16 protein-coding genes are annotated in these 16,688 nt (G+C 70.6%); 4 read left to right on the top strand and 12 right to left on the bottom strand.

What is annotated here, in order from left to right; genetic code table 11:
- Window positions 1-13: 13 nt before the first annotated feature.
- Window positions 14-3,421, bottom strand: a complete 3,408-nt coding sequence (locus tag VD659_RS16960; RefSeq protein ID WP_423262220.1) for a pyruvate carboxylase — start codon at window positions 3,419-3,421, stop codon at window positions 14-16.
- 75 nt (window positions 3,422-3,496) lie between these two features.
- Here VD659_RS16960 and VD659_RS16965 point away from each other — a divergent pair, with 75 nt between their 5' ends.
- The gene (locus VD659_RS16965) at window positions 3,497-4,303 is read left to right on the top strand and encodes a ParA family protein (RefSeq protein WP_137835580.1); all 807 of its coding nucleotides are present in this window, start codon (window positions 3,497-3,499) and stop codon (window positions 4,301-4,303) included.
- 83 nt (window positions 4,304-4,386) lie between these two features.
- Here the strand turns inward: VD659_RS16965 and VD659_RS16970 are convergent, their stop codons facing one another.
- The 3 genes from VD659_RS16970 to VD659_RS16980 form a co-directional block, all read right to left on the bottom strand.
- Window positions 4,387-4,935, bottom strand: coding sequence for a MerR family transcriptional regulator (locus VD659_RS16970; protein ID WP_423262221.1), 549 nt, complete (start codon window positions 4,933-4,935; stop codon window positions 4,387-4,389).
- A 149-nt stretch (window positions 4,936-5,084) separates the two neighbouring features.
- On the bottom strand, window positions 5,085-5,732 hold the full coding sequence (locus VD659_RS16975) for a MerR family transcriptional regulator (protein ID WP_423262332.1): 648 nt from the start codon (window positions 5,730-5,732) through the stop codon (window positions 5,085-5,087).
- A 116-nt stretch (window positions 5,733-5,848) separates the two neighbouring features.
- Window positions 5,849-6,331: an FHA domain-containing protein gene (locus VD659_RS16980; protein ID WP_137835582.1), complete on the bottom strand. Its 483-nt coding sequence runs from the start codon at window positions 6,329-6,331 to the stop codon at window positions 5,849-5,851.
- Window positions 6,332-6,430: 99 nt separating this feature from the next.
- Between VD659_RS16980 and VD659_RS16985 the strand changes: the two genes are divergently transcribed.
- Window positions 6,431-7,261: a DUF1295 domain-containing protein gene (locus VD659_RS16985; RefSeq protein WP_423262222.1), complete on the top strand. Its 831-nt coding sequence runs from the start codon at window positions 6,431-6,433 to the stop codon at window positions 7,259-7,261.
- Here VD659_RS16985 and VD659_RS16990 read toward each other — a convergent pair.
- On the bottom strand, window positions 7,258-7,692 hold the full coding sequence (locus tag VD659_RS16990) for a MarR family winged helix-turn-helix transcriptional regulator (RefSeq protein WP_423262223.1): 435 nt from the start codon (window positions 7,690-7,692) through the stop codon (window positions 7,258-7,260). The genes VD659_RS16985 and VD659_RS16990 overlap by 4 nt on opposite strands.
- 73 nt (window positions 7,693-7,765) lie before the next feature.
- Here VD659_RS16990 and VD659_RS16995 point away from each other — a divergent pair, with 73 nt between their 5' ends.
- Window positions 7,766-8,689 carry a zinc-binding alcohol dehydrogenase family protein gene (locus VD659_RS16995; protein WP_423262224.1) on the top strand — a complete coding sequence of 308 codons (924 nt, stop codon included), beginning with the start codon at window positions 7,766-7,768 and terminating at the stop codon, window positions 8,687-8,689.
- A gap of 54 nt (window positions 8,690-8,743) precedes the next feature.
- On the opposite strand, the gene VD659_RS17000 is transcribed toward VD659_RS16995, so the two are convergent.
- The gene (locus VD659_RS17000; protein ID WP_423262225.1) at window positions 8,744-9,574 is read right to left on the bottom strand and encodes an aldo/keto reductase; all 831 of its coding nucleotides are present in this window, start codon (window positions 9,572-9,574) and stop codon (window positions 8,744-8,746) included.
- Between the two features lie 21 nt (window positions 9,575-9,595).
- Window positions 9,596-10,063, bottom strand: a complete 468-nt coding sequence (locus VD659_RS17005; RefSeq protein WP_423262226.1) for a pilus assembly protein CpaE — start codon at window positions 10,061-10,063, stop codon at window positions 9,596-9,598.
- 70 nt (window positions 10,064-10,133) lie between these two features.
- Between VD659_RS17005 and VD659_RS17010 the strand changes: the two genes are divergently transcribed.
- Window positions 10,134-11,141, top strand: coding sequence for an alpha/beta fold hydrolase (locus tag VD659_RS17010; RefSeq protein ID WP_423262227.1), 1,008 nt, complete (start codon window positions 10,134-10,136; stop codon window positions 11,139-11,141).
- Here the strand turns inward: VD659_RS17010 and ppk2 are convergent.
- The 5 genes from ppk2 to VD659_RS17035 all read right to left on the bottom strand — a co-directional run bounded on the left by ppk2 (window position 11,078) and on the right by VD659_RS17035 (window position 16,627).
- Window positions 11,078-12,031, bottom strand: a complete 954-nt coding sequence (gene ppk2 / locus VD659_RS17015; RefSeq protein ID WP_423262228.1) for a polyphosphate kinase 2 — start codon at window positions 12,029-12,031, stop codon at window positions 11,078-11,080. The two genes, VD659_RS17010 and ppk2, sit on opposite strands and share 64 nt — an antisense overlap.
- A gap of 86 nt (window positions 12,032-12,117) precedes the next feature.
- A complete protein-coding gene (locus tag VD659_RS17020) occupies window positions 12,118-12,288 on the bottom strand; it encodes a hypothetical protein (protein ID WP_423262229.1) in 171 nt (56 codons plus the stop codon).
- A 96-nt stretch (window positions 12,289-12,384) separates the two neighbouring features.
- A complete protein-coding gene (locus VD659_RS17025; protein ID WP_423262230.1) occupies window positions 12,385-15,510 on the bottom strand; it encodes a helix-turn-helix transcriptional regulator in 3,126 nt (1,041 codons plus the stop codon).
- 106 nt (window positions 15,511-15,616) lie between these two features.
- Window positions 15,617-15,823: a hypothetical protein gene (locus VD659_RS17030; RefSeq protein ID WP_423262231.1), complete on the bottom strand. Its 207-nt coding sequence runs from the start codon at window positions 15,821-15,823 to the stop codon at window positions 15,617-15,619.
- Between the two features lie 186 nt (window positions 15,824-16,009).
- Entirely contained in the window at window positions 16,010-16,627 is a 618-nt protein-coding gene (locus VD659_RS17035) for a PadR family transcriptional regulator (protein WP_423262232.1), read from the bottom strand.
- Window positions 16,628-16,688: the final 61 nt, after the last annotated feature.

Consider the following 16,688-nt stretch of genomic DNA (forward strand, 5'->3'; position numbering starts at 1 on the left):
AGTGCTCTCCTGGTCACGCCTCGGGAGCGACGACCACGATGAGGTCGCCGGCTTCCACCTGCTGGGTCTTCGGGATGGCCAGGCGCGTCACGGTTCCGGCGATCGGGGTCGTGATCGCCGCCTCCATCTTCATCGCCTCGATGGTGGCCACGCTCTCGCCGGCGGCGACGCGGGCCCCCACCTCGACCTTGAGGGTCACGACACCGGAGAACGGCGCGGGCACCTGACCGGGCCGGCCGGCATCCGCCTTCTCCGCCGCCTTGGTCTCGACGGTGACGGAGCGGTCGCGCACGTTGACCGGCCGCAACTGGCCGTTCAGGGTGGTCATGACCGTGCGCATCCCCTTGTCGTCGACCTCGCCGATGGCTTCGAGCCCGACGAACAGGCGCACGCCCTTGTCGATCTCGACCACGTGCTCTGCACCCTGCGTGAGGCCGTAGAGGTAGTCGACCGTGTCGACCACAGAGAGGTCGCCGAACAGCTCGCGCATCTGCTCGAACTGGCGCGTGGGCGCCGGGAACAGCAGGCGGTTGAGCGTGGCCCGGCGCTCCAGGGCGTCGCCCTCGAGGGCCGCCCGGTCGTCGTCCGAGATCGGGGTCACGCCGATCTTGATGTCCTTGCCCGCGAGTACCTTCGTGCGGAAGGGCTCGGGCCAGCCACCTGGCAGTTCGCCGAGCTCACCGGCCATGAAGCCGATCACCGAGTCGGGGATGTCGTAGTTCTGCGGGTTCTCGGCGAAGTCGGCCGGGTCGGCCTTCACCGCGGCGAGGTGCAAGGCGAGGTCGCCCACGACCTTCGACGACGGGGTGACCTTGGGGATGCGCCCGAGGATCTGGTTCGCCGCAGCGTAGAGGTCCTCGATGCGCTCGAAGTCGTCGGCGAGCCCGAGTGCGATGGCCTGCTGCCGCAGGTTCGAGAGCTGACCCCCGGGGATCTCGTGCTTGTAGACCCGGCCGGTCGGCCCGGCCAGGCCCGACTCGAAGGGACGGTAGACCTGACGCACGGCCTCCCAGTAGGGCTCGAGGTCGGAGACCGCCGACAGCGAGAGCCCGGTGTCGCGCTCGGTGTGCGCGAGCGCGGCGACGAGAGCGGATGCGCTCGGCTGCGAGGTCGTGCCGGCCATCGGCGCCGAAGCCACGTCGACCGCATCCGCACCGGCCGCGCTGGCGGCGAGGAGCGTCGCGAGCTGCCCGCCCGCGGTGTCGTGCGTGTGCACGTGGACGGGCAGGTCGAAGTTCTCGCGGAACGCCGCCACGAGCTTCGCCGCCGCGGCCGGGCGCAGAAGACCCGCCATGTCCTTGATCGCGAGCACGTGGGCGCCCGCCCCCACGATCTGCTCCGCGAGCTTCAGGTAGTAGTCGAGGGTGTAGAGGTCCTCCGCCGGGTCGAGCAGGTCGCCGGTGTAGCAGACGGCGACCTCGGCGATCGTCGTTCCGGTGGCGAGCACCGACTCGATGGCCGGGCGCATCTGTTCGACGTCGTTGAGCGCGTCGAAGATGCGGAAAATGTCGACGCCGGTCGAGGCGGCCTCGCGGATGAAGGCGTCGGTCACCTCGGTGGGGTATGGGGTGTAGCCCACGGTGTTGCGGCCGCGCAGCAGCATCTGGATGGCGATGTTCGGCAGGGCCTCGCGGAGCGTGGCGAGGCGCTCCCAGGGGTCCTCGCCGAGGAAGCGCAGGGCCACGTCATAGGTGGCGCCACCCCACGCCTCGACGCTCAGCAGCTCCGGCGTCATGCGGGCCACGTACGGCGCCACGGCCACCAGGTCGCGCGTGCGAACACGGGTCGCGAGCAGCGACTGGTGCGCGTCGCGGAACGTCGTCTCCGTCACGGCCAGGGCGGTCTGCGCCCGGAGCGCCTCGGCGAAGCCCACCGGACCGAGCTCGAGCAGCTTCTGCCGCGAGCCGTCGGGCGCCGGGGCCGAGAGGTCGATCGCCGGCAGCTTGTCGCCCGGCTCGACCGAGCCCACGCGCGGTCCGTTCGGCTGGTTCACCGTGACGTCGGAGAGCCAGTTCAGGATCTTCGTTCCGCGGTCCTTCGAGACATGGCCGCGCAGAAGCTGCGGGCGCTCGTCGATGAAGCTCGTCGACAGGTCTCCGGCGGCGAACGACGGGTCGTCGAGCACGCCCTGCAGGAACGGGATGTTCGTGGACACACCGCGGATGCGGAACTCGGCCAGGGCGCGCCGGGCACGGCGGACGGCGGTCGGGAAGTCGCGGCCGCGGCAGGTCATCTTGGCGAGCATCGAGTCGAAGTGCGGCGAGATCTGCGCCCCCACGTCGACCGTGCCGCCGTCGAGACGCACCCCCGCGCCGCCGGGTGAGCGGTAGGCGGCGATCTTGCCGGTGTCGGGGCGGAAGCCGGCCGAGGGGTCCTCGGTGGTGATGCGGCACTGCAGGGCGGCGCCGTGCAACACGATGTCGGCCTGGTGCAGGCCGAGCTCGGCGAAGGTGGCGCCCGAGGCGATCAGCATCTGCGACTGCACCAGGTCGACGTCGGTGACCTCCTCGGTCACGGTGTGCTCCACCTGGATGCGCGGGTTCATCTCGATGAACACGTGCGTCCCCGCGCGCGGGCCCACCGTGTCGACGAGGAACTCCACCGTGCCGGCGTTGACGTACCCGATCGACTTCGCGAACTTGATGGCGTCGCTGTGCAGCGCCTCACGCAGCTCGTCGGAGATGTTCGGCGCCGGAGCGATCTCGATCACCTTCTGGTTGCGGCGCTGCACCGAGCAGTCGCGCTCGAACAGGTGCAGGGTCTCCCCCGTCGCGTCGGCCAGGATCTGCACCTCGATGTGACGCGGGCGCAGCACCGCCTGCTCGAGGAACATCGTGGGGTCGCCGAATGCGCTGTCGGCCTCGCGCATGGCGGCCTCGAGGGCGCCGCGCAGCTCGTCTTTCGTCTCGACCCGGCGCATCCCGCGCCCGCCGCCTCCCGCGACGGCCTTCGCGAAGATCGGGAAGCCGATCTCGTCGGCGCCGGCGATGAGCTCTTCGATGTCGCGGGTGGCGGGGGTCGACTTCAGCACCGGCACACCGGCCGCGATGGCGTGCTCCTTCGCGGTGACCTTGTTGCCCGCCATCTCGAGCACGTGCTCGCCTGGGCCGATGAAGGTGATGCCGTTCTCGGCGGCGGCCTTGGCGAGCTCGGGGTTCTCCGAGAGGAAGCCGTAGCCCGGGTAGATGGCGTCGGCGCCGCTCTCCTTCGCGACCCGGATGATCTCCTCGACATCGAGGTAGGCCCGCACCGGATGGCCCTCGTCGCCGATCTGGTAGGCCTCGTCGGCCTTCAGGCGGTGCATCGAGTTGCGGTCTTCGTAGGGGAACACCGCGACCGTCTTCGCGCCCAGCTCGTAGGCGGCCCGGAACGCCCGGATCGCGATTTCGCCGCGGTTGGCCACAAGTATCTTCTTGAACATGGAGACCTTTCAAGCACATGCGCGTACAGCGAACAGTTAGGTTCTCTCAGCCTAGTGAAGGTAACGTTGTCGACTGTGCATGTACTCAGCGTCTCTTCCCTCAAGGGGGGTGTGGGCAAGACCACAGTGACGCTCGGGCTCGCCTCCGCCGCGTTCGCCAAGGGCTTGCGTACCCTCGTCGTCGACCTCGACCCGCAGTCCGACGTGTCGACCGGCATGGACATCCGGGTGGCCGGTCATCTCAACGTGGCCGATGTGCTCGCCTCTCCCAAGGAGAAGGTCGTGCGCGCGGCGATCGCCCCTTCGGGGTGGACGAAAGACCGCGGCGGCAAGATCGACGTGCTGATCGGATCGCCTTCGGCGCTCAACTTCGACGGGCCGCACCCGTCGATCCGTGACATCTGGAAGCTCGAAGAGGCCCTGGCCACCGTCGAGAACGAGTACGACCTGGTGCTCATCGACTGCGCCCCGTCGCTCAACGCCCTCACCCGAACCGCCTGGGCGGCATCCGACCGCGTCTCCGTGGTCACGGAGCCCGGCCTCTTCTCGGTGGCCGCCGCGGACCGTGCCCTGCGCGCGATCGAGGAGATCCGCCGCGGCCTCTCCCCCCGCCTTCAGCCGCTCGGCATCATCGTGAACCGCGTGCGCTCGCAGTCGCTCGAGCACCAGTTCCGCATCAAGGAGCTGCGCGACATGTTCGGCCCGCTCGTGCTGAGCCCGCAGCTGCCCGAGCGCACCTCGCTGCAGCAGGCCCAGGGAGCGGCGAAGCCGCTGCACGTCTGGCCCGGCGAAGGCGCCCAGGAGATGGCCCGCAACTTCGACCTGCTCCTCGAGCGCGTCATGCGCACCGGTCGTGTCGGCGAATACGCCGACACGAAATAACCGCACCTCCCCTGTTTCATCCAGAAGTCGCGAAAGGCCCCTCACCCGAAGGTTGAGGGGCCTTTTTCGACGTCTCGGTGAGGCTAGACAGCCTTGCGCGTGGCGCGGCGGGCGGCGAGCTCGTCGGCGGGGTCGGGGACGCTCGAGTCGAGCTCGACGAGGGAGTTCTCGACCTCGCGGAGCACCTTGCCGACGGCGATACCGAACACGCCCTGGCCGCGGCTGACCAGGTCGATGACCTCGTCGTTCGAGGTGCACAGGTAGACGCTGGCCCCATCGCTCATGAGCGTGGTCTGCGCGAGGTCGTTGATGCCCGCTTCGCGGAGCTGGTTGATGGCCGTGCGGATCTGCTGCAGCGAGATGCCGGTGTCGAGCAGGCGCTTCACGAGCTTGAGCACGAGGATGTCGCGGAACCCGTAGAGGCGCTGCGAGCCGGAGCCGGCAGCACCCCGCACGGTGGGCTCGACGAGCGCGGTGCGCGCCCAGTAGTCGAGCTGACGGTACGTGATTCCCGCTGCCCGCGCGGCGACCGCGCCGCGGTAGCCGTTCGCGTCGTCGAGGTCGGGAAGTCCGTCGGTGAACAGCAGCCCGAGATCGTAGCGAGAATCGTCGTTCTGAGTCAGCTCGCTCATCAGGGCCTTCCATCGTCAGGACACGCGCACCGGAGCATCCGGCACCCGTCTTGTGCTTACCCCACGCTAGCGATGCCGAACGGCAGGAGCAACGACATCCCGACTTCCCGCCCGGCGTGTCGTGGGGAACACGCCGGAGCGGGCGGAGTTCAGGGGGCGATCCTGCCGAGCGCCGATCGGATGAGACTCGACCGCACCACCTCGAGCTGCCCGGCGATCTCCATCGCCATCTCGGCCACCTTCGCCCGGCTCGACGGGTCTCGCCGCCGTGCCACCGGCATCAGCGCACTCTCGATCAGGCCGAGTTCGCGTTCGGTCGCCTGGCGGAAACCGCGGAGGTGCCGGGGCTCGATGCCGCTGCGCTGCAGTTCGACCAGCGCCTTCAGCACCACCAGGGAGTCTTCGCCGTAGGTCTCGGCCGGCACGAGCACCGACGCGGAGAACGCATCCTGAACCAGCATCGGCGTGGCCCCGGCCTCCCGCGTCAGGTCGTCACGGCTGAGCCGGCGCCCGGTCTGCAGGATGGAGGCGCCCCCGGCCAGGCCCGTGCCCGGCATCGGCGGGTTCAGGCCCGCGTCGACGTCGTTCAAATAGTCCTTGATGACGGCCAGCGGCAGGTAGCAGTCGCGCTGCATGGTGAGGATGAGGCGCAGCCGGCTGAGGTCGTTCTGCGAGAACTTGCGGTAGCCGGAGGGCGTGCGCGACGGATGCACGAGCCCGCGCTCCTCGAGGAAGCGCAGTTTCGACGGCGTGAGCTCGGGGAAGTCGCCGGTGAGCTTGGAGAGCACCTGGCCGATGCCGAGGAGCTGGGCCGAGGCGGCGGATGCCGCTGCCGTTGAACCACCGGAGACCGGTACGGCGGAAGGTGCGCTCGACTGCGCCCCCGAATCGCTGGGCTGTGTTGCGGCCGCCACTACTGTCCCGCGGCGGTGACGACGTCGATGCGCGACGGGTAGAACGTGAGGCGGAACTTGCCGATCTGCACCTCGGCGCCGTCGTCGAGCAGCGCCTCTTCGACGCGCACCCCTCCGACGTAGGTGCCGTTCAGCGACCCGAGATCGCGCACCACGAAGGAATGACCGTGGCGCAGGAACTCGGCGTGCCGCCGCGAGACGGTGACGTCGTCGAGGAAGATGTCGGCGTTCGGGTGCCGCCCCACGGTCGACACCGAGGTGTCGAGCAGGAAGCGCGCTCCCGCGTTGGGGCCGCGGCGCACGATGAGCAGCGCCGATCCCGACGGCAGAGCCGCGATCGATTCGAGCTCCTCGCCCGTGACGCCACCCTCGAGTGCGGCCAGCTGGGCCGCGAACTCGCCCGTGAGCGACAGCGTGGTGTCTCCCGTGGTGGTGGGCACGGGGATGCGCGTGGTGTGCTCCGCGTTCGCGTCGTTCGTCATCCGGCTGCCCTCCTTGCTCCGTCAAGCGTAGCCGATGTGAGCGCCGGGCCACCCCGGGATTTACCCAGTGAACACTGCACGGTCGCCTACACTTTTCCCATGGCTGCCTTGGTGACGTGTCTGTGGGTGTTCGGGGCGATCTGCGCGATCGTCTGGATCCTGTCGCTCGTGACGCGGGAGTACTCCTGGGTCGACCGCATCTGGTCGGTCATCCCCCTCGTCTACCTGTGGATCTTCGCCGGGGCGGCAGGCTTCAGCGACCTGCGACTGAACACGATGGCCGTGCTCGTGACGCTCTGGGGTGCCCGACTCACCTTGAACTTCGCTCGCAAGGGCGGTTACGCCCCGGGCGGCGAGGACTACCGGTGGGCGGTGCTGCGGGGACGGATGGCGCCGTGGCAGTTCCAGCTGTTCAACCTGTTCTTCATCACGATCTACCAGAACGCCATCCTGCTGCTGATCACGCTGCCGGCGTACACCGCCCTGCAGAACACCGGAACCCCGGTGGGACCGCTCGACATCGCGCTGTTCGCGCTGTTCCTGCTCCTGCTCGTGGGCGAGACCGTCGCCGACCAGCAGCAGTGGGACTTCCACCAGTGGAAGAATGCCGAGCGGGCGGCCGGGCGGGACCCTCGTCCGCGCTTCCTGCAGACGGGACTCTTCCGTTTCTCACGGCACCCGAACTTCTTCTGCGAGCAGGCTCAGTGGTGGGTGATCTTCTTGCTCGGGGCGGCCGCGGCCGGTTCGGTGCTGCAGTGGACCGTGCTCGGTGCGGTGCTCCTGACGACGCTCTTCATCGGCTCCACGGTGTTCACGGAGAGCATCACGCTCTCGAAGTATCCGGAGTACGCCGACTACAAGAAGAGGACGTCGGCGCTCATTCCGTGGTTCCCGGGCAAGGCGGCGGAGACCCGGCAGGCCGCCGCCTAATCGGCGGGCCGCTGCATCCGCTCCAGGAGCTCCCGCAACGTCTCGCGCTCCTCGGCGCTCAGCCCCGCGGTGCCCGGCAGAACCGCCTGCCGCACGTCGCGCTCGATGAGCCTGGCCTGGCGTCGCCCCTCCTCGGTGAGGAAGACGTCGAAGGCCCGGCCGTCGGAGCTGCTGCGCCCCCGAGCGACGAGTCCGCGCGCCTCGGCGCGCTCCACGAGGCCCGACAGGGTCGACTTCTCGAGCCCCAGCAACGAGGCGAGGCCGGTCATCGTCGGGCGGCGGTCGCGCAGGATCGCCAGCATCCGCAGCTGCGTCAGCGAGAGCTCGTTGTCGGCCGCGATGCGATTCAGGATGCTCGTGATGGTGAACGCCGATTGGGCCAGGGCGTCCACCAGGAGCAGCTGCTCGGTCTCGTCGTCGCGATGCGGCATGGAGTCCTCCGTTGACTTAGTTGGTTCTACGAACTATATTGGTTCGTATCACCAACTATAGCGAAAGGCTCCCATGTACGCCGCCGTGGTCACCGACTTCTCCCTTCCGCCGCGTTTCGACCGGATCGACGACCCGGTCGCGAGCGGTGACGACGAGATCGTCGTGGAGGTGCTCGCCTCGGCACTGCATCCTCGCGTGCGATCGCAGGCCGACGGCTCCCACTACACCGCGACCGATCACCTGCCACTCGTGCCGGGCGTCGACGGGGTCGGTCGGGATGCCGACGGAGCGCTCCGCTACTTCGTCGTGGAGGAGGGCGCGATGGCGCAGCGCGCGGTGATCGACCGGCGCGCGAGCCTGGTGCTGCCAGACGGACTGGATCCGGTCACCATCGCCGCGGCGATGAACCCGGCGATGTCGTCGTGGATCGCCCTGCGCCGGCGCGCTGATCTGCGACCCGGCCAGCACGTCGTCATCCTCGGTGCGACGGGGAGCGCGGGCCGGATGGCGATCGAGGTGGCGCGCCATCTCGGCGCAGGGCGGGTGAGTGCCGTGGCACGGGACACGACGCGATTCGCCGCTCTCGAAGCCCTCGGGGCCGACGAAGCGCTGAGCTTCGACCGCATCGGAGAGGTGGCCGGGGCCGACGTCGTGCTCGACTACGTCTGGGGCGCACCGGGAGCGACGGCGATGACCGAGCTGGTGCGCGCACGCCCCCATCGCAGCGAGGCGTTCACCTGGGTGCAGATCGGCTCCGTCGCCGGGCCGGAAGCGCCCGTGCTCTCCGCGGCCCTCCGCTCCTCGGGCCTGCGGATCGTCGGGAGCGGGCAGGGGTCGGTGCCCACCCGCGACATCCTCGAAGAGCTCCGGCCGCTGGCGGCCTACGTCGGCACGGGCGCCGCGCGAGTGGACGCGCGCGCACTGCCGCTCGCCGAGGTGGCCGAAGCCTGGGCGACTCCGGCGAGCAGCGCAGAGCGGCTCGTGCTCGTTCCGTGACCAGCGGAACGAGCACTCCGGCGGGCTCCGGCGCAGCCGGGGCCCGCCGCCGCCTCAGTTGACCTCGAGCGGGTGGCTGCCGTTGCGGCCGTCTTCGCCGCGGTCGAGCGTGGCGATGGAGGCGATCTCGGCGGCGGAGAGCTCGAAGTCGAAGACGTCGAAGTTCTCGGCCATGCGCCCCTTGTCGTTGCTCTTCGGGATGACGATGTTGCCGATCTGCAGGTGCCAGCGCAGGATCGTCTGCGGCACCGATTTGCCGTGCGCCCGGGCGATCTCGGCGAGCTCGGGCGAGTCGTTGATGCGGCCCTGACCGAGCGGCCCCCAGGCCTCGATGGCGATGCCGTGCTCGGCCGCGTAGGCGCGCAACTCGGCCTGCTGCAGGTCGACGTGGAGCTCGACCTGGTTCACTGCGGGCACGATCTCGGTCTCGGCGACCAGGCGCTCGAGGTGGTCGATCGTGAAGTTCGAGACGCCGATGGCCTTCGCGCGGCCCGAGGCCAGGATCTTCTCGAGCGAGCGCCAGGCCTGCAGGTAGGTGTCGCGTTCGGGCGTCGGCCAGTGGATGAGGTAGAGGTCGACGTAGTCGACGCCCAGCCGCGCGAGGCTCTTCTCGAACGCGGCCTCCGCATCCGTCTGATCGCTGTTCCAGAGCTTGGTGGTGATGAAGAGCTCGTCGCGCGCGATGCCCGACTCCTTCACGGCGTGGCCGACGCCCTCTTCGTTGTGATAGATGCGGGCGGTGTCGAGATGGCGATAGCCCACGTCGAGGGCGTCGCGCACGATGCGGGTGGTCTTGTCGGGGTCGACCTTGAAGACGCCGAAACCGAGCTGCGGGATGTCGACACCGTTGTTGAGGGTGAGAAGGGGAACCGAGTTTTCCGTCATGCCTCCAGCCTAGGCCGCGCCTCAGACGGCGGGTTCGTCGGTTTCGTCGGCGGCCGGCTCGCCGGCTTCCGAGACGAGGCTCTGCACGACCAGGTCGAGCACCGCCTCGCCGTAGGCGTCCGCCGCCGTGACCGCCTCGAAGGTGCGCTCCTCACCGCGGATCACGGCCGTCACGAGGAAGAGGCGATGCTCGCCGGCCCCGTCGGTCTCGAGCCGGCGGAAGCCGTCACGCAGGATCTCCCGCAGCTGGTCCTCGCGCGGGAGCCAGAGCGTGTCCCCGACGTCGACCGAGTCCAGCGCCCACTCCGTGGTGCCGTTGAAGCCGATGAGCTGACCGCTCGGGAAGTCGTGCACCTCCACCGTCATCTCGCTCACCGTGAACACCTCGCCGCCGGGTTCGGCGGTCTCGATCACGAAGGAATCGCCGGAGCGCGGGCGCCAGCGGAGCCCCGCGGTGCGGAGGGCGCGGGCGAGCTCGACGGAGATCATCTGCCCATCATTACAGCGTCGGGGCGCGAGCGGGCCAATCCGCGGGCCGCCTCGGCTCCGAACGACACCGGTGACCCGCCCCGCTCTTCCCGTCGATTCCGGCGGCGAGCCCCCGGACGCGGTCCGCAGCGCGGAGGAATACGCCCCGTTCGGCCTGGGCACCGACCCGCGGGCGTTCGGGCTCGTGACCCGCCGCCTCCGCACCCGGCAGGGACTCGTCACCGTGCGCACGGCCGCGCGGGCAACGGGATCCGCCGCGACCATCCTGCTGCACGGCGCCGCCGGATCCTGGACCACCTGGACGCCCCTGCTGGCCGCGGCCGCCGCCCGCGGCCAACGCCTCGACGATCTCGTGCTCGTCGATCTCCCGGGCTGGGGCGACTCGCCCTGGCCAGACCGGCCGCTGTCGAACGGGCGTGACGCGCATTCGGTCGAGGCCTACGCCCTCACGGTGGCCGACGTCGCCCGGCGCCTCGGCTACCGCTCGTGGCGTCTGGTCGGGCACTCCCTCGGCGGCTTCATCGCCCTGCACCTGGCCGCGATCGAGCCGCAGTGCACTCACACGGTGGGGCTCGTCTCCCCCACGGCCTTCGCCGTGGCCGAGGTGGCACGACATCCGGTGCGGCGGTGGCGCCGTCTCCCGGGGTTCGCCGGACTGGCCGGCGTGATGCGGGTGTTCTCGGGCGCCCCGTCCGCGGCCACCGCCGTGCTGCGGATGCTGCGCCGCCTGCGATTGCTGCGCGCGGCCGTCTCGCCGCTGTTCGCGCATCCGGAACTCGTGCCCGACTCCGTCCTCGACGCCTTCGTGCGGGAGATCCGGCCCGCGGCCTTCACCCGCGCAGTCGGGGAGGCCGCCGCCTACGACCTGGCCGGGTCATGGGGCCGGATCGTGTGCCCCGTTCGTTCGGTGCACGGCACACACGACGTCTTCGTGGGCGCCGGCGACGACCCGGCGCTCGCCGGCGTCATCCGCGACTTCTCCGTCGTGGAGGTGCCCTCCGCCGGGCACTTCGCTCAGATCGAGTCGCCCGCCGCCGTGCTCGACGCGCTCAGCGACTCCTTCTCGCCGCGCTCGTAGACCTGCTCGGCCGGGCCGACCACGAGGGTGTCGACCTCGCCGACCACCTCGGTGTCGCGGTTCGCGTAGTCGAAGCGGGTGAGCACGTGGCGCATCGCCTCGAGGCGGGCGCGCTTCTTGTCGTTGCTCTTCACCACCGTCCAGGGCGCGGACTCGGTGTCGGTGGCCGCGAACATCGTCTCCTTGGCCACGGTGTAGTCGTCCCACTTGTCGAGCGAGGCGATGTCCATCGGCGAGAGCTTCCATTGGCGCACCGGGTCGACCTGGCGGATGGCGAAGCGCGTGAGTTGCTCGCTCTTGGAGACCGAGAACCAGAACTTGACCACATCGACGCCGTCCTGAACGAGCATCCGTTCGAACGCCGGCGCCTGCTCGAGGAACTCCGCGTATTGCGCGTCGGTGCAGAAGCCCATCACGCGCTCGACGCCGGCCCGGTTGTACCAGGAGCGGTCGAAGAGAACCATCTCGCCCGCCGCCGGCAGGTGCTGCACGTAGCGCTGGAAGTACCACTGCGTGCTCTCGCGCTCGGTGGGCTTCTCGAGCGCCACGACGCGGGCGCCACGCGGGTTGAGGTGTTCGGTGAAGCGCTTGATGGTGCCGCCCTTGCCGGCCGCGTCGCGCCCCTCGAAGACGACGACGAGACGCCGGCCCTCGGCCTTGATCCAGTTCTGCAGCTTCAGCAACTCGATCTGCAGCAGACGCTTCGCGGCCTCGTACTCGTCGCGGTCCATCCGCTGGTGGTACGGGTAGCCCTCGCGCCAGGTGTCGACCACGGCGCCGTCGCGGTCGAGCAGAACCGGGTCGTCGTCGTCGTTGTCGACCACCACGTATCCCAGCATGTCGTTGAGGTCGACCGGGACGAGGGGCTCGGTGGGGGCTTCGGCGGTCATCGGGGCTCCTTCTCGCATTCGGCTGCGGACGAGTGGAGTATCGCGCAGCCGTCGGGCAGCGAGGGAGCCCCGAGATGAACAGGGGATTAACGGATGCGCGTGAGCAGCGGCACCGGTTCGCGCTCGGTGCGCGTGCGCTCGGCGGGCGGCGTGCCCGGCCGGGTGGGCACGCCGCCGTAGCCGTCTCGGGTGAGGGCGACGAGGCCGGCAGCGGCCGCCGCGACGGCGAGGATTCCGAGAATGAGGAGGAGCACCATGATTCGCCTGCTTTCGAGAGGTTCGCGTGTTCGTGTTCGTGTTCGTGCAAGAACACGGTGCTCTCTAAGACGGGCGGCCCACCTCGGGTGAATTCCCTACTTCTGCGCCGTCTCCTCGGCGAAACTGCGGGCCAGGTAGGCCGCCTCGGTGCGGCTGGCCGTGTTGGTCTTGCGGAGGATGTTGGACACGTGCACGCTCGCCGTCTTGACGCTGATGTAGAGCGCCTGGGCGATCTGCTTGTTGCTCTGCCCCTGGGCGATCAGCGCGAGCACCTGACGTTCGCGCTCGGTCAGCTCGTCTTCGACCGTCTGAACCCGCTGCGCGCCGTCGGCGTCACGGCGACCGGGCAACCGCACCAGGCCGATGCGCCGTTCGAGCTCGGCGACGCGCGCCGTCACCAGGCCCATCCCGATCGCCTCGGCGGCGGAGCGGGCCTCCTCCGCCCGGAGACGTGCCGCCGCGCGATCGCCGCTGCCCGCGAGGGCCTCGGCGTGCCGCACGAGCGCGTATGGGGCGAACGCCGCCGGGGCTCCGGATGCGGTGGCCGCGTCGACGGCGGCCGCCCAGAGATCCGCGTCCGTGCCTGCGCCCGCGCCGCCGAGCTCGGCCTCGAAGAGCGCGACGAACACCGGGGCCGTCGGCCAGTGGCGCACCATCTCGAGGCCGCTGCGGAGCCGCGACTCGAGCTCGGCGAGGTCGATGACACCGTCGTGGGGAGGTGCGGGGTGAGCACGGAGCGCGAGCGGAGCCTCGGGCGTGCCGGAGCCGACCGTGCGCACGGCGAGCTCGGTTCCGGATGCGCGCGCCGCGGCCAGAACGCCCGCGGCCACCACGAGCAGCGGGAGGTCGTAGGCGGGGAAGGTGCGGTGCTCTGGGGCCACGATCGCGGCCGCCTCGAGCCAGGCCCCGGCGATGTCGCCGTTCGCCAGAGCGATCTCGGCGGCGATGGCCGCAAAGCCCAGCCGCGATTGCGCGTCGATCCGGCACTGCAGACTCAGGCCCGCCCGCCAGCCGCGCAGCAGCCGATCGGCGCCGACCGCATCGCCGCCGCGCAGCACCGCCTGGAGCTTCTGCAGCTGCAGATGGGCGCTGAAGCCGATCGGGGGCTCGAGCTCCAGTGCGCGGTCGAGCAGCTCGGTCGCGCGCCTCGTCTGGCCGAGCGCGAAGAGGGGCGCGATGACGTTGGACATCAGGATGACCCCCGAGGTGCGCTCGACACCGCGCGCGCGAGCGCGCTCGAAGCCGGACTCCGCCACCCGGATGGCGTCGTCGTAGCGGCCGAGCAGGAAGAAGGCGTCCGACTCGTTCACCCAGTAGCGCAGCCGCGCCGAGTCGTTGCCCTCCGCGAGCACCCCGGCGGCCGCCAGGTCGGCGAGACCGCTCTCGATCCCGCCCAGCGAGAGTCGCGAGACGCCGCGGATGCTGGAGGCCACCGACATGCGCGCCCGCGACCCGACGGACTCGGCCTCGGCGAAGGCCAGCTCAGCGGTGGCCACGGCGTCGGCGAAGCGCGCGGCGAGCATGAGCCGGGCGGCGAGCTCGCCCAGCACGTTGGCGCGCAGGACGCTGCGTGGGAGCCCCTCGATCACCTCGAGGGCTCGCCGGAGCAGTTCGATGGAACCCGTGTGCCCGATGTTCGCCAGGAACGAGGCCTTGTTGCGGAGCAGGCGCGCGAGCTGCTCCGGATGCTCGGGGCCCGACCCCGCGATCGCCTCGTCGATCAGGGCGATGGCGCGCTCGCTCTCTCCCGCGTTGCGCAGGATGTACGCGGTCTCGCCGAGCAGCTCGACGCGGCTGCGCCCGGCGAGGGTCTCGGCATCCGGAACCTGCTCCCAGAGCTCGAGCGCGCGCTCGCCCATCCGGGCCGCGGTGGCGTTGGCGTAGCTCGCCCGCGCCTCCTCCATCGCGGCGAGAGAGGAGGCGAAGGCGGCGCGCAGGTTGTGCGCCGCCATCCAGTGGTAGGAGATGGCGGTGGAGTCGGCGCCGGGGCCGGACCGGCGCTCCTCGAGGGCCTCGGCGTAGGCGGTGTGGAAGCGCATCCGCTCCCCCGGCAGCAGTTCGTCGTGGATGGCCTCGCGCACGAGGGCGTGCCGGAACGCGTAGGCCGTGCCGTCGACCACGAGCACGTTCGCGAGCACGGCCTCGCGGGCGGCGTCGTCGAGCTCGACGGCCGGCCCCTCGCTCACCCGCACGAGCAGCTCGTGCTCCACGCGCACGCCGCCGGCCGCGAGCAGGCGCAGCAGGCGCTGACTGCGGTCGCCGAGGGTCTCGTAGCGTGCGAGCACGATGTCGCGGAGGGTCTCGGGAAAGGCGTCGACGCCGGCGAAGTCGCAGCCCACGATCTCCTCGATGAAGAAGGGCACCCCGTCGGTGCGCTGCACGACGATGCCGAGATCGTGGGCGTCGAGCGGGGTGCCGAGCAGGGCCGTCGAGAGCTGGCGCACCTGCCGGCGGTTCAGGCGCGCGAGGTCGAGACGGGAGACACGACGGCTGCGGTCGAGCTCGGGCAGCCAGCTGCGGAGGGGATGGCCGCGGCCGAGCTCGTCGCTGCGGTAGGTGACCACCAGCAGGATGCGCGCCGACTCCACCACGCGCACGAGGAAGCGGAGGAGACCGAGCGTGGCCTGGTCGGCCCAGTGCAGGTCTTCGATCACGATCACGAGCGGGCGCACGCGCGCCGCGTTCTCGAGGGTCGAGGCCACCGCGTCGAGCAGCTGTTCGGCGCCGCCACGGCGGGCGGGTTCCGAGGCGCGGAGATGGGACGGCTCCGCACCTCGGTCGAGGGGTTCGGCGAGTTCGGGCAGCAGTACGGCGAGGGAGTCGCGGGCGGGGCCGGCGGCCTCGAGCAGGGCGCCACGGCCGAGGGCCGCCGAGAGAGCACGAAGAGGGGCGAGGATCGGCGCATAGGGCGGGGCGTCGCGATCGAGGTCGATGCACTGGCCGCGCAGCACGAGCGGGCCCTCGCCCGCGACGGCGCCGCGGCTCGTGCCTGTGCCCTCAGGCGCGCCGGTCGTGGCCGGAGCCTCGTCCGAGCCGATCGCGACACCGGCACCCGCACCCGCCGCGGCGAGGAACTCGGCGACGAGTCGCGTCTTGCCGATACCGGCCTCGCCGCTCACCACCACAGTGCGGGTGGAACCCGCGACACTCTCGCGGAGGGCGTCGCGCAGCGCCTCGAGGTCGTCCTCGCGGCCGATGAGCGCCGTGCTCGTGAACTGCATGTCTCCATGCTCCCACCCGCCGGCGACACCGGCGCGGACCTCGGGGGCGCCTCCGCTGCCTGAGCCGTCGGGTCCGGACGACTCGCCGGTTACGCCCGCGCTCAGGCTAGGCGTGGCGTGGGCGGCGGCCGAACAACCCGCGCGGGCGGCGGCGGGTGACGGGCACCGCATCCGGAGCGCCCGTCTCGCGGGCTCCGACAGTGGCCGCAGCGGCCTGGGCGGCCCGCTCGGCGCGCATCCGTCGCCGCTCGAGTTCGCGGATGAGTTCCTGTTCGCGCGCCTCGGCGAGCCAGGAGAACGAATATTCACTCATCAGCATTGCGATACACCTCCGGTGCCGGGCCTCTCCCGACACGTCGATGCTCGTCTCTAAGGCGCTGCCCCGGCATCGGGCATCTGCCCTATTCGGCGCTGGGCGAACCGCCCGGAATGAGAAAAAGGGGGTCATGTCCGCACTGGGCGGACATGACCCCCTGATCTCAGGCCGTGGTGGGATCGCCTAGTCCGCGAGGATCAGGTAGAGCGCCCGACGGGCCTCGTCGATCTTCTCGGTGGCCGCCGCGCGCTGCGCCTCGGTGGCACCGAAGCGGAACTGCTGCACCACGCCCATGAGCTTGGCGACGCCGGCGTGGAACTCCGCGTCGACGGCGGACTGGCCGGCGGTGGCCTGCCAGGCCTTGGTGAGCTCCTCGGCGTGCTCGGCCACGTAGGCCTTGCCCGTCTCGGTCAGCTCGAACTCGGTGCGCTTGCCGTCGCCGGTGGCGACGATCAGCTCCTCGTCGACGAGCTGCTGCAGCGTGGGGTAGACCGAGCCGGGGCTCGGACGCCACACTCCCCCGGTCTTCTCGGCGATCGCCTTGATCAGGCCGTAGCCGTTCGACGGGGCGGTCTCGAGCAGGGAGAGGATGGCCGAGCGCACGTCGCCGCGGCTCGCCCGCTGCGGCCCGCGCGGACCGAACCCGGGGCCGAAGCCGCCGAAGCCCGGTCCGCCCATTCCCGGGCCGAAGCCGGCCCCGCGGCCGTGACCGTGGGGGCCGCGCTCCCAACCTCCGCGGGAGCGGCGGTCGTGGTGGTCGTGTTCGTGGTTCTGACTGGTGTCGTTGTGAATGCGTCGCATGAGGCATCCGCCTTTCTGAAGAAAAATCTAAGACCGCGACTGTTTCGCGATGTGTCAAAGA

Origin of the sequence: Herbiconiux sp. 11R-BC (assembly GCF_049472555.1) — a bacterium.
Taxonomy (GTDB): domain Bacteria; phylum Actinomycetota; class Actinomycetes; order Actinomycetales; family Microbacteriaceae; genus Herbiconiux.